11 protein-coding genes are annotated in these 12,547 nt (G+C 71.0%); 10 read left to right on the top strand and 1 reads right to left on the bottom strand.

Annotated features, from left to right (window positions below; all coding sequences use genetic code 11):
- Positions 1-140 precede the first annotated feature (140 nt).
- The 5 genes from IEZ11_RS19425 (at position 141) to ftsH (ending at position 7,936) form a co-directional block, all read left to right on the top strand.
- Entirely contained in the window at positions 141-1,478 is a 1,338-nt protein-coding gene (locus tag IEZ11_RS19425) for an ammonium transporter (protein WP_189264060.1), read from the top strand.
- Positions 1,475-1,813 (top strand): P-II family nitrogen regulator, encoded by a 339-nt coding sequence (locus tag IEZ11_RS19420; RefSeq protein WP_089098508.1) that lies wholly within the window; start codon positions 1,475-1,477, stop codon positions 1,811-1,813. The genes IEZ11_RS19425 and IEZ11_RS19420 overlap by 4 nt, the downstream gene beginning before the upstream one ends.
- Before the next feature lie 35 nt (positions 1,814-1,848).
- On the top strand, positions 1,849-4,305 hold the full coding sequence (locus tag IEZ11_RS19415) for a [protein-PII] uridylyltransferase (protein WP_189264059.1): 2,457 nt from the start codon (positions 1,849-1,851) through the stop codon (positions 4,303-4,305).
- A gap of 93 nt (positions 4,306-4,398) precedes the next feature.
- Positions 4,399-5,949, top strand: a complete 1,551-nt coding sequence (ffh, locus tag IEZ11_RS19410; RefSeq protein WP_189264058.1) for a signal recognition particle protein — start codon at positions 4,399-4,401, stop codon at positions 5,947-5,949.
- Between the two features lie 49 nt (positions 5,950-5,998).
- On the top strand, positions 5,999-7,936 hold the full coding sequence (ftsH, locus tag IEZ11_RS19405) for an ATP-dependent zinc metalloprotease FtsH (RefSeq protein WP_189264057.1): 1,938 nt from the start codon (positions 5,999-6,001) through the stop codon (positions 7,934-7,936).
- Between the two features lie 107 nt (positions 7,937-8,043).
- Here ftsH and IEZ11_RS19400 read toward each other — a convergent pair whose 3' ends face one another.
- Entirely contained in the window at positions 8,044-8,904 is an 861-nt protein-coding gene (locus tag IEZ11_RS19400; protein WP_189264056.1) for an SAM-dependent methyltransferase, read from the bottom strand.
- A 555-nt stretch (positions 8,905-9,459) separates the two neighbouring features.
- Between IEZ11_RS19400 and IEZ11_RS19395 the strand changes: the two genes are divergently transcribed.
- From IEZ11_RS19395 to trmD, 5 genes are all read left to right on the top strand, one after another.
- Positions 9,460-10,056 carry a hypothetical protein gene (locus IEZ11_RS19395; protein ID WP_089098503.1) on the top strand — a complete coding sequence of 199 codons (597 nt, stop codon included), beginning with the start codon at positions 9,460-9,462 and terminating at the stop codon, positions 10,054-10,056.
- Between the two features lie 290 nt (positions 10,057-10,346).
- Positions 10,347-10,766, top strand: coding sequence for a 30S ribosomal protein S16 (gene rpsP, locus IEZ11_RS19390; RefSeq protein ID WP_123973851.1), 420 nt, complete (start codon positions 10,347-10,349; stop codon positions 10,764-10,766).
- A 5-nt stretch (positions 10,767-10,771) separates the two neighbouring features.
- Positions 10,772-11,011 (top strand): RNA-binding protein, encoded by a 240-nt coding sequence (locus tag IEZ11_RS19385; RefSeq protein WP_003973401.1) that lies wholly within the window; start codon positions 10,772-10,774, stop codon positions 11,009-11,011.
- 125 nt (positions 11,012-11,136) lie between these two features.
- Complete coding sequence (gene rimM / locus IEZ11_RS19380) at positions 11,137-11,679, top strand: ribosome maturation factor RimM (RefSeq protein WP_189264055.1); 543 nt, start codon at positions 11,137-11,139, stop codon at positions 11,677-11,679.
- A 3-nt stretch (positions 11,680-11,682) separates the two neighbouring features.
- Positions 11,683-12,516 carry a tRNA (guanosine(37)-N1)-methyltransferase TrmD gene (trmD, locus tag IEZ11_RS19375; protein WP_189264054.1) on the top strand — a complete coding sequence of 278 codons (834 nt, stop codon included), beginning with the start codon at positions 11,683-11,685 and terminating at the stop codon, positions 12,514-12,516.
- The last annotated feature ends 31 nt before the right edge of the window (positions 12,517-12,547 follow it).

Genomic DNA, 12,547 nt, shown 5'->3' with positions numbered 1-12,547 from the left:
TCCGGTGAAACAACGAGGGGCGGTGTCCGAAACCGCGCTGCGTCAATCTCATGGCGCATAACCGGCCCACCCCCCGCTTGACCGGACACATTCAGGCAACGCCCGCACACGGGGCCGTACCAATCGACGAGGAGACGCCGATGGCACCAGCCGCCATCACGCTTGCCGCGGAGGCACCCAAGCTGTCCTCCGCGAACACAGGCTTCATGCTCATCTGTTCCGCCCTGGTGCTGCTCATGACACCGGGACTCGCCTTCTTCTACGGAGGCATGGTCCGCGTCAAGAGCACCCTGAACATGCTGATGATGAGCTTCGTCAGCATCGGGATCGTCACCATCCTGTGGGTGCTCTACGGCTTCTCCCTGGCCTTCGGCTCCAGCAACGGCTTCATCGGCTTCAACTCCGACTGGCTGGGCATGAGCAACGTCGGGCTGACGGAGCTCTGGGACGGCTACACGATCCCGATCTTCGTCTTCATGGTCTTCCAGATGATGTTCGCGGTCATCACCCCGGCCCTGATAAGCGGTGCCATCGCCGACCGCGTCAAGTTCTCGGCCTGGGCGCTCTTCGTCGCCCTGTGGCTGACGATCGTCTACGTCCCGGTCGCCCACTGGGTCTGGGGCGCCGACGGCTGGGCCTTCAAGCTCGGTGTGATCGACTTCGCCGGTGGTACCGCGGTCCACATCAACGCCGGTGCCGGCGCCCTCGGCGTCATCCTGGTCATCGGCAAGCGCGTCGGCTTCAAGAAGGACCCGATGCGCCCGCACAGCCTTCCGCTGGTGATGCTCGGCGCCGGTCTGCTGTGGTTCGGCTGGTTCGGCTTCAACGCCGGCTCGTGGCTCGGCAACGACGACGGCGTCGGCGCGCTGATGTTCGTCAACACCCAGGTCGCCACCGCCGCCGCCATGCTCGCCTGGCTCGCCTACGAGAAGATCCGGCACGGCGCGTTCACCACCCTGGGCGCCGCCTCCGGCGCGGTCGCCGGTCTGGTCGCGATCACCCCGTCCGGTGGTGCGGTCTCCCCGCTCGGTGCCATCGCCGTCGGCGCCATCGCCGGTGTCGCCTGCGCCGCGGCCGTCGGCCTGAAGTTCAAGTTCGGTTACGACGACTCGCTCGACGTGGTCGGCGTCCACATGGTCGGCGGCATCATCGGCTCCCTGCTCATCGGCTTCTTCGCCACCGGCAAGGGCCAGTCCACCGCGACCGGCGTCTTCTACGGCGACCACTCCTTCACCCAGCTGTGGAAGCAGTTCGCCGGTGTCGGCGCGGTCCTCGGCTACTCCCTGGTCGCCTCCGCGGTCCTCGCCTTCCTCCTCGACAAGACCCTCGGCATGCGGGTCACCGAGGACGAGGAGGTCTCCGGCATCGACCAGGCCGAGCACGCCGAGACTGCATACGACTTCAGCGGTGCGGGCGGCGGTGTCGTCAGCTCCGTCTCCGCGGCGCTGGCCGGCACGAGCAAGAAGGTGGACGCATGAAGCTCATCACCGCCGTCGTGAAGCCCCACCGGCTCGACGAGATCAAGGAGGCCCTCCAGGCCTTCGGCGTCCACGGCCTCACGGTCACCGAGGCCAGCGGCTACGGTCGGCAGCGCGGCCACACCGAGGTCTACCGTGGTGCCGAGTACACGGTCGACCTGGTGCCCAAGATCCGCATCGAGGTGCTGGCCGAGGACGAGGACGCCGAGCAGCTGATCGACGTCGTGGTCAAGGCCGCCCGCACCGGCAAGATCGGTGACGGCAAGGTCTGGTCGGTTCCGGTCGAGACCGCGGTACGGGTCCGCACCGGCGAGCGCGGTCCGGACGCTCTGTAGAACAGAACCACCTGAATACAGGCAGGAGTCGCTGGGTGACGGGTACGGAAGTTCGGAACGACACAGAGAACACGGGACCCAGCGGCTACGCGGCGGCCCGGCTGCGCCTCCTCACCGAGGAGGCGCGGTCCGGGCCGCCGCGCCGTACCGCCCTCGCCGAGCTGACCGACGAATGGCTGACCGGGCTGTTCGCGGCGGCCACCGAGGGCATCGGGGGCGGCGTCTCCCTGGTCGCCGTCGGCGGCTACGGCCGCAGCGAACTCTCCCCACGCAGCGACCTGGACCTCCTGCTGCTGCACGAGGGCGGCGACGCCGGCACGGTGGCCGCCGTCGCCGACCGGCTCTGGTACCCCGTCTGGGACCTCGGCCTGGCCCTCGACCACTCCGTGCGCACCCCCGCCGAGGCCCGCAGAACCGCCGGTGAGGACCTCAAGGTCCAGCTGGGCCTCCTAGACGCCCGGCACATCGCCGGCGACCTCGGCCTGACCTCCGGCCTGCGCACCGCGATCCTCGCCGACTGGCGCAACCAGGCGCCGAAACGTCTCCCCGAACTCCAGGAGCTCTGCGCCGAGCGCGCCGAACGCCAGGGCGAGCTGCAGTACCTCCTGGAACCCGATCTCAAGGAGGCCCGCGGCGGCCTCCGCGACGCCACCGCCCTGCGTGCCGTCGCCGCCTCCTGGCTCGCCGACGCGCCCCGCGAGGGCCTCGCCGACGCCCGCCGGCGCCTCCTCGACGTCCGCGACGCCCTGCACCTGACCACAGGGCGCGCGACCGACCGCCTCGCGCTCCAGGAGCAGGACCAGGTCGCCGCCGAACTGGACCTCCTCGACGCCGACACCCTGCTGCGCCAGGTCTACGAGTCCGCGCGCGTCATCTCGTACGCCAGTGACGTCACCTGGCGTGAAGTGGGGCGGGTGCTGCGCTCGCGCGCCGTCCGGCCCCGGCTGCGCGCCATGCTGGGCGGCGGCAAGCCGGTCCCCGAGCGCTCCCCGCTCGCCGAGGGCGTGGTGGAACAGGACGGCGAGGTGGTGCTCGCCCGCGCCGCCCGCCCCGAACGCGACCCCGTGCTCCCGCTGCGCGCCGCGGCCGCCGCCGCCCAGGCCGGCCTCCCGCTCTCCCTGCACGCCGTCCGGCGCATGGCCGCCACCGGCCGCCCGCTGCCCACGCCCTGGCCCGCCGAGGCCCGCGAGCAACTGGTCACCCTGCTCGGCTCCGGCCGCCCGACCGTCGAGGTCTGGGAGGCGCTGGAGGCCGAGGGCCTGATCACCCGCCTGCTGCCCGACTGGGAGCGGGTGCGCTGCCGGCCGCAGCGCAACGCCGTGCACATCTGGACCGTCGACCGGCACCTCATCGAGACCGCCGTGCGCGCCTCCGAGTTCGCCCGCCGCGTGCACCGCCCCGACCTGCTCCTGGTCGCCGCCCTGCTGCACGACATCGGCAAGGGCTGGCCCGGCGACCACTCGGTGGCCGGCGAGATCATCGTCAAGGACGTGGCGGCCAGGATCGGCTTCGACCGCGCCGACGTGGCGGTCCTGTCGACGCTCGTCCTGCACCACCTGCTGCTCATCGAGACCGCCACCCGGCGCGACCTGGAGGATCCGGCCACCGTCCGCCTGGTCGCCGAGGCGGTCGGCACCCAGGGCACCCTGGAGCTGCTGCACGCCCTCACCGAGGCCGACGCCCTGGCCACCGGCCCGGCGGCCTGGTCGACCTGGCGCGGCTCGCTCGTCGCCGACCTGGTCAAGCGGGTCTCGGCGGTCCTCGCCGGGGACGCCGACGACGAGCCCGAGCCGGGCGCGCCCACCGCCGAGCAGGAGCGGCTGGCCATCGAGGCCTTCCGTACCGGCGCCCCGGTGCTGGCCCTGCGCGCCCAGACCGAGCCGGCGGCCGTCGACGAGGCACCGTCCGGCGAGCCCGAACCGCTCGGCGTCGAGCTGATCATCGCCGTACCCGACCAGCCGGGTGTCCTGCCCGCCGTCTCCGGCGTGCTGGCCATGCACCGGCTCACCGTCCGCACCGCCGAACTGCGCGCCCTCCAGCTCCCGAGCGACGTCGACGACGGCACCGTCCTGCTCCTCAACTGGCGGGTCGCGGCCGAGTACGGCTCCCTGCCCCAGGCGGCCCGGCTCCGCGCCGACCTGGTCCGCGCCCTGGACGGCTCCCTGGACATCGCCGGGCGGCTCGCGGAGCGGGACGCGGCCTACCCGAGGCGCCGGGGCTGGGTGGCGCCGCCGCCCCGCGTGACGGTGGCCTCCGCGGCCTCCCGGCACGCGACGGTCTTCGAGGTGCGCGCCCAGGACGCGCCGGGCCTGCTCTTCCGGATCGGGCGGGCGCTGGAGGACGCCGAGGTACGGGTGCGCAGCGCGCATGTCAGTACGCTCGGGTCCAACGCCGTCGACGCCTTCTACGTGACCGGCCCCGACCACGCGCCACTGCCCGCCGAGGAGGCGACGTCGGTCGCGCGCAAGCTGGAGGAGACGCTGCGGGCGTGACCGAGCGGTCGTGCAAGGCGGGGGCGACTTCCTTGCGCGGCCGGATACCCTGGAAGACGCTCACCGACCCCGACTCCGAGGACCGACGCCGCCGTGTTCGACACTCTCTCCGACCGCCTTTCAGCGACCTTCAAGAACCTGCGCGGCAAAGGGCGTCTGAGCGAAGCCGACATCGACGCCACGGCCCGGGAGATCCGGATCGCGCTGCTCGAGGCCGACGTCGCTCTCCCGGTCGTCCGCACGTTCATCAAGAACGTCAAGGAGCGCTCCCTCGGCGCCGACGTCTCCAAGGCGCTGAACCCGGCCCAGCAGGTCCTCAAGATCGTCAACGACGAGCTGGTCACGATCCTCGGCGGCGAGACCCGCCGGCTGCGGTTCGCCAAGCAGCCGCCCACCGTGATCATGCTGGCCGGTCTCCAGGGTGCCGGTAAGACCACCCTGGCGGGCAAGCTCGCCCACTGGCTGAAGCAGCAGGGGCACTCCCCGCTCCTGGTCGCCGCCGACCTCCAGCGCCCCAACGCCGTCAACCAGCTGAGCGTGGTCGCCGAGCGTGCCGGTGCCGCCGTCTACGCGCCCGAGCCGGGCAACGGCGTCGGCGACCCGGTCAAGGTCGCCAAGGACTCCATCGAGTTCGCCAAGCAGAAGGTCCACGACATCGTGATCGTGGACACCGCCGGCCGGCTCGGTATCGACCAGGAGCTGATGCAGCAGGCGGCGGACATCCGGGACGCCGTGTCGCCCGACGAGATCCTCTTCGTCGTCGACGCCATGATCGGCCAGGACGCCGTCACCACCGCCGAGGCCTTCCGGGACGGCGTCGGCTTCGACGGTGTCGTGCTGTCCAAGCTCGACGGCGACGCCCGCGGTGGTGCCGCGCTCTCCATCCGCCAGGTCACCGGCAAGCCGATCATGTTCGCGTCGAACGGCGAGAAGCTGGACGACTTCGACGCCTTCCACCCTGACCGGATGGCCTCCCGCATCCTCGACATGGGTGACCTGCTCACCCTCATCGAGCAGGCGGAGAAGACGTTCAGCCAGGAAGAGGCCCAGAAGATGGCCTCCAAGCTGGCGTCCAAGAAGGGCCAGGACTTCACCCTGGACGACTTCCTGGCCCAGATGGAACAGGTCAGGAAGATGGGCAGCATCAGCAAGCTGCTCGGCATGCTGCCCGGCATGGGCCAGATCAAGGACCAGATCAACAACCTCGACGAGCGGGACGTCGACCGCACCGCCGCGATCATCAAGTCGATGACCCCGGGCGAGCGCCAGGACCCGAACATCATCAACGGCTCGCGCCGCGCCCGCATCGCCAAGGGCTCCGGTGTCGAGGTCAGCGCGGTGAAGGGGCTCGTCGAGCGGTTCTTCGAGGCCCGCAAGATGATGTCCCGCATGGCCCAGGGCGGCGGCATGCCGGGCATGCCGGGGATCCCGGGCATGGGCGGCGGCCCCGGCCGGCAGAAGAAGCAGCCGAAGCAGGCCAAGGGCAAGCAGCGCTCCGGCAACCCGATGAAGCGCAGGCAGCAGGAGCTGGAGGAGGCGCAGCGCCGCGAGGCCGCCGCGCAGGGCGGGAACGCCTTCGGGCTGCCGCAGCAGGGCGCCGAGGACTTCGAGCTGCCGGACGAGTTCAAGAAGTTCATGGGCTGAGTTCACCTGTGCGGGTGCCAGGGGTTGGTCGGTGTCGTACGGTCCGGATATGACCAACCCCGCGCCGCCGCGCAAGTCGCCCGACCAGCCCTGGCGTACCGAGGGCGCTCCCGAGGAGCCCCCGAAGCCGCCGAACGGCGGGCGGCGGATGCACGGCGGCTGGTGGCGGCTGATCGTCACCGCGCTGGTCGTGTACCTGCTGGCCAACCTGGTGCTGTCGTACTTCGACCAGGCGAACGAGCCGACGGTCTCCTACACCGAGTTCACCAAGCAGGTGGACGCGGGCAACGTCGAGAAGATCTACGCCAAGGGCGACTCGATCCAGGGTCAGCTGAAGAAGGAACAGAAGAACCCCGAGGGCGGCGGGAACTACACCAAGTTCAACACCGAACGCCCCTCGTTCGCCGGCGACGACCTCTGGTCCAGCCTGACCAAGCACGACGTGACCGTCACCGCCGAACCGGTCGTCCAGCACCGCAGCTTTCTCGCCAATCTGCTGATCTCACTGGCGCCGATCATCCTGCTGGTCGCGGTGTGGGTCTTCATCGCCCGCCGGATGAGCGCGGGGCTCGGCGGCGCGGGCGGCATGCTGGGCCGCAAGACGCCGCCCAAGCCGGTCGAACTGGAGCCCGGACAGCAGCGGACCACCTTCGAGGACGTGGCCGGCATCGACGAGGTCGAGGGCGAGCTCAACGACGTCGTCGACTTCCTCAAGAACCCGGACGCCTACCGCAGGATGGGCGCCAAGATGCCGAGGGGCGTGCTTCTGGCAGGCCCGCCCGGTACCGGCAAGACGCTGCTCGCGCGGGCCGTCGCCGGCGAGGCGGGCGTGCCCTTCTTCTCGGCCTCCGCCTCCGAGTTCATCGAGATGATCGTGGGCGTCGGCGCCTCCCGGGTGCGCGAACTGTTCGCCGAGGCCCGCAAGGTCGCTCCCTCCATCATCTTCATCGACGAGATCGACACCATCGGCCGGGCGCGCGGCGGCGGCGCCTCCATGGGCGGTCACGACGAGCGCGAGCAGACCCTCAACCAGATCCTCACCGAGATGGACGGCTTCTCCGGCTCCGAGGGCGTCATCGTCATCGCGGCCACCAACCGCGCCGACATCCTCGACCCCGCGCTCACCCGGCCCGGCCGCTTCGACCGGGTCGTCCAGGTCTCGCCCCCCGACCGCACCGGCCGCGAGGCGATCCTCCAGATCCACACCCGGCAGATCCCGCTCGCCGAGGGCGTCGACCTCGCCCAGGTCGCCCGCACCACCCCGGGCATGACCGGCGCCGAACTGGCCAACCTCGCCAACGAGGCCGCCCTGCTCGCGGTCAAGCGCAAGCAGGACGAGGTCACCCAGTCCGACCTCTCGGAGGCCCTGGAGAAGGTCCAGCTCGGTGCCGAACGGCCGCTGGTCATGCCCGAGGAGGAGCGCAGGCGCACCGCCTACCACGAGAGCGGACACGCCCTGCTCGGCATGCTCCAGCCCGGCGCCGACCCGGTCCGCAAGATCACCATCGTCCCGCGCGGCCGCGCGCTGGGCGTCACGCTCTCCACCCCGGACGCCGACAAGTACGCCTACACCGAGGAGTACCTGCGCGGCCGGATCATCGGCGCCCTCGGTGGCATGGCCGCCGAGCAGGTCGTCTACGACGTCATCACCACCGGCTCGGAGAGCGACCTCGAACAGGTCACCAACATCGCGCGCGGCATGGTGTCCCGCTGGGGCATGAGCGAGGAGGTCGGCCGCCTCTCCGCCCTCCCGAACGACGCCCAGCAGGCCTACGGACTCGCCGCGGCGCCCCAGACCCTCGACGTCATCGACACCGAGATGCGCCGCATCGTCGACGAGTGCTACGAGGAGGCCTGCCGCAAACTCCGCGACCATCGCGACCAGTTGGACGCCCTGGCCCAGGCCCTGCTGGAGAACGAGACCCTGGAGGAGGCGGACGCGTACCGCATCGCGGGGATCACCCGCCTGACCAAGGACTCGGAGTGAGCGCCCCGGCTTGAGCGCCCCGGCTTCGGCGCCCTGAAAGGGGCGCGGGGCTGTGTCGATGTGCGGCTCCACGGCGCCGCACCCGAAAGGTCGGCCGAGACCCGGTGTCAGCGAACCCGTGCGATCAGGTACCGGAACACATTCGGCATCCACACCGTGCCGTCCGCACGCTGGTGCGGGTGGAGCGCCTCGGCCAGCTCCTTGCCGACCTGCTCCTCGCCGGCCGCCGAAATCCCCGCGTCGAACAGCCCGGTCGACAGCAGCCCCCGCACCGCGCTGTCGGTGTCGGCGTACCCGAACGGGCAGGAGACCCGCCCGGAGCCGTCGATCCGCAGACCGGCCCGCTGGGCGACCTCCTCCAGATCGTCACGGCGCGCCGGACGCCACCTTCCGGAGCTTCGCAAAGGATCAGCCAATCTCGCGGCCACGCGCAGCACGGACGAGGTCGCACACCGTTCCGGCGGACCCCAGCCGGCCAGCACCACGGCCGCCCCGCGCTCCGCCAGCGGCGTCGCCTCGGCGAGCAGGCCCCCGAGCCCCTCGGCGTCGCCGGCCCGGCAGCCGATCGGGTCGAAGGCGGTGATCACGTCGTACCCCGGCGCCCGTGGATCCGCCGCGTCCCCGGGCCTGCCCTCGACGATCCGGGCGGCACGGCCACGCGCGCGTGGGCCGGCGGCGGGGTCGGGCAGCAGCCGCTCACGGGCGAGGGCGAGCCGTTCGGGGGCGGAGTCGACACCGGTGACCGCGGCCCCTCTGGCCGCCGCCATCAGCAGGGCGAGACCGGAACCGCAGCGCAGGCCGAGCAGCCGGGTGGCGGGGCCCACTTCGAGTCGCTCGTGGACGGTCTCGTAGAGCGGCACCAGCATCCGCTCCTGGATCTCGGACCAGTCACGCGCGCGTGCCCACAGGTCCACGCGGGGGGAGGAGTCCGCGTGAGACCGGTGCTGCCGCACGAGCGTAGGTGTCATAGGTAAGCGCCCCAATCCGCCGAGAGTTACGCACTGACCGATTCTGTGGCCCCCGTGCCGTGCGCTCGCACTTCCCACCTATGCCACATAACTCCGGGCTCGCGGTGGCGTCCAGGGGTCGCGGGTCCCGGCTTGTACGGGCGCTGTGACTGTGGCGAGATTTCACATCCCGGCAACTTGGGGCTCTACCATCGGACCCACGACACGGCGGTTCCGGCCATGGCCGGCCGACATGGCGACCGCTCGGAGTCCGGCCGCCGGCAAGTAACGTCGTGGCCGTCGCGGACGCTGACCGGAGTGGGGCTTCCGCCACGAGAGCGACCGAAACGCCTCTTGCGTATCCGCCGGCCTCCGTCGCCGAGGCGTCCGGGCCAGGGGTACGCGGCGGGTCGTACGTCAGACTACGCACCGGCTTGGTATGAGCTGTGAGGCTTCTCCGCAGATCAGCGCACCCGTGCTCGTCTCCACGCATCAGCGGCAACTGACGGGTACGTGCAAATTATTTGGGATGGCCCGGAATAGGAACACAGGGGCACTCCCGCTCGTTCTCATTACGTGAGCACGACACAGACACCACCTGTACTCGCCGCAGAGCTGGCGCAGGCGTGGGCCGACATTCAGCGGTACCACCCCGAGCTGCCGGACCTTGCCGCGCCAGAGTCCCTGATCGGGGAGTCGTCGTCCGCGTGCGGTCACGAGCTCTCCTTCGAGCGGCTGCTCCATGAGGCAGTCCACGGCATCGCCGCCTCCCGCGGAGTGCGCGACACCTCACGGGCCGGCCGCTACCACAACCGCCGATTCCTCGCGATCGCCGAGGAGCTGGGCCTGGACCACCCCGACGAGCCGCATCCCAGCAGCGGCTTCTCGCTGGTCACGCTCAACCCCGAGGCCAAGCGACGCTATCGCCCGACCATCGAGAGACTCCAGCGCGCTCTCAAGGCGCACACGGTGGCCACGTCCGCCGACACCTCCCGCACCTTCCGCGGCCCGGCCGCCCGCCACGGCTCCTCCGGCGGCGGCGTACGCGTCAAGGCGGTGTGCGACTGCGGTCGCAACGTCCGGGTGGTCCCGTCGGTCCTGGCCCAGGCACCCATCGTCTGCGGCGGCTGCGGCAAGCCGTTCCGCATCCCGGAGGTCGTGGGAGCGGCATAGGCCACGGCTGCTCGTGGCAGCCGCGGACGGCACGCTGTCGGCGCCGGTCAGCGCACCCGACGTGACTTCACCTCCACGCCGGGTGCCTCTCCGGCATGCCCGGAGCCGCCCTGCCCACCCGTCGGCCAAAAGCGACCCGCGGGGTGTGGCACAATGGCTAGCTGTACTCGACAGCCGCACAGGACCCCTCTCTCCTCCGGCTGACGCGTCCATCGGGCACTCGGGTACCGCAACCCCACGCGGCAGTCTCGCCGTGCCCAACCACGTCAAAACCAGGAGAACCCACTCCCGTGGCAGTCAAGATCAAGCTGAAGCGTCTGGGCAAGATCCGTTCGCCTCACTACCGCATCGTCGTCGCCGACTCCCGCACCCGCCGTGACGGCCGTGCGATCGAGGAGATCGGCAAGTACCACCCGACCTACAACCCGTCGGTCATCGAGGTGGACGCCGAGCGCGCCGCCTACTGGCTCGGCGTCGGCGCCCAGCCGACCGAGCCCGTGCTCGCCATCCTGAAGAAGACCGGCGACTGGCAGAAGTTCAAGGGCGAGCCCGCCCCGGCGCCGCTGCTCGTGGCGGCTCCGAAGGCCACGCGTCCGTCGTTCGAGGCGCTCGGCGGTGACGACGAGGGCAAGGGTGAGGCGATCACCCAGAAGAAGAAGGCTGAGAAGAAGGACGAGGCCGCGGCTGAGTCCGAGTCGACCGAGGCCTGAGCAGCATGCTCGAAGAGGCGCTTGAGCACCTCGTGAAGGGCATCGTCGACAACCCTGACGACGTGCAGGTCGCCTCGCGCAACCTGCGCCGCGGGCGCGTGCTGGAGGTCCGGGTGCACCCCGACGACCTCGGCAAGGTGATCGGCCGCAACGGCCGCACCGCGCGTGCCCTGCGTACCGTCGTGGGCGCCATCGGCGGTCGCGGAGTCCGCGTCGACCTCGTCGACGTCGACCACGTCCGCTGACGCTTTCGCAGCACCGGCTCGGGCCGGGGAGGGCCGCTACCGGCCGTCCCCGGCCCGTAGTCGTATGAGGCCGTACGAGCAGGAGACGAGCCGTACGGGCAGGAGACGACAGGAGAACAGGCACAGTGCAGCTGGTAGTCGCACGGATCGGCCGCGCCCACGGCATCAAGGGCGAGGTCACCGTCGAGGTACGTACCGACGAGCCGGAGCTCAGGCTCGCGCCCGGCGCAGTACTCGCCACCGATCCCGCGTCCACGGGACCGCTCACCATCGAGACCGGCCGGGTGCACAGCGGCCGGCTGCTCCTGCGCTTCGAGGGCGTCAAGGACCGCACCGGCGCCGAGGCCCTGCGCAACACCCTCCTGATCGCCGAGATCGACCCGGAGGAACTGCCCGAGGGCGAGGACGAGTACTACGACCACCAGCTCATGGACCTGGACGTGGTCACCGTCGACGGCACCGAGGTCGGCCGGATCACCGAGATCTCGCACCTGCCCTCCCAGGACCTGTTCATCGTCGAGCGCCCCGACGGCAGCGAGGTGATGATCCCCTTCGTCGAGGAGATCGTCACCGAGATCGACCTGGAGGAGCAGAAGGCGGTCATCGCGCCCCCGCCGGGCCTGATCGACGACCAGGCAGAGATCGCGTCGGCACGGGAAGAGTCGTAAGAGATGCGCCTCGACGTCGTCACGATCTTTCCCGAGTACCTCGACCCCCTGAACGTCTCGCTGGTCGGCAAGGCACGCGCGCGTGGGCAGCTCGGCGTCCACGTCCACGACCTGCGCGCCTGGACGTACGACCGGCACAACACGGTCGACGACACCCCGTACGGCGGCGGGCCGGGCATGGTCATGAAGACCGAGCCCTGGGGCGACGCCCTCGACACCGTGCTCGCCGACGGCTACGAGACCGGCTCGCACGCGCCCGCGCTGATCGTGCCCACCCCGAGCGGCCGCCCGTTCACCCAGGAACTCGCCGTCGAACTCTCCGAGCGGCCCTGGCTGATCTTCACGCCGGCCCGCTACGAGGGCATCGACCGGCGCGTCATGGACGAGTACGCCACCCGGATGCCGGTTTACGAGGTCTCCATCGGCGACTACGTCCTCGCCGGCGGCGAGGCGGCCGTCCTGGTGATCACGGAGGCCGTGGCGCGGCTGCTGCCCGGTGTCCTCGGCAACGCCGAGTCGCACCGTGACGACTCCTTCGCGCCCGGCGCCATGGCGAACCTGCTGGAGGGGCCCGTCTACACCAAGCCGCCCGTCTGGCGCGGCCTGGACATCCCCGACGTGCTGCTCAGCGGCCACCACGGCAAGATCGCCCGCTGGCGCCGCGACGAGGCCCTCAAGCGGACCGCCGCGCACCGGCCCGACCTGATCGAGCGCTGCGACCCCAAGGCCTTCGACAAGAAGGACCGCGAGATGCTCTCCATCCTGGGCTGGGCCCCGGACCCGGAGGGCGCACCCCACGGCCGATTTTGGCGCAGGCCAGAGGGCGTGGAAGAATAGACCGCTGTTGTGCGTCCGTCCGGCGTGCGCC

The organism is Streptomyces fuscichromogenes (assembly GCF_014645815.1).
Taxonomy (GTDB): Bacteria; Actinomycetota; Actinomycetes; order Streptomycetales; family Streptomycetaceae; genus Streptomyces; species Streptomyces fuscichromogenes.
Note: the sequence above shows the minus strand (reverse complement) of the source record. Positions and strands in the feature narration are given on the sequence as shown.

Coding starts and splice junctions, on each gene's coding strand:
- IEZ11_RS19425 (WP_189264060.1), top strand. CDS start 141: ATGGCACCAGCCGCCATCACGCTTGCCGCGGAGGCACCCAAGCTGTCC.
- IEZ11_RS19420 (WP_089098508.1), top strand. CDS start 1,475: ATGAAGCTCATCACCGCCGTCGTGAAGCCCCACCGGCTCGACGAGATC.
- ftsH (WP_189264057.1), top strand. CDS start 5,999: ATGACCAACCCCGCGCCGCCGCGCAAGTCGCCCGACCAGCCCTGGCGT.
- IEZ11_RS19400 (WP_189264056.1), bottom strand. CDS start 8,904: ATGACACCTACGCTCGTGCGGCAGCACCGGTCTCACGCGGACTCCTCC.
- IEZ11_RS19385 (WP_003973401.1), top strand. CDS start 10,772: ATGCTCGAAGAGGCGCTTGAGCACCTCGTGAAGGGCATCGTCGACAAC.
- trmD (WP_189264054.1), top strand. CDS start 11,683: ATGCGCCTCGACGTCGTCACGATCTTTCCCGAGTACCTCGACCCCCTG.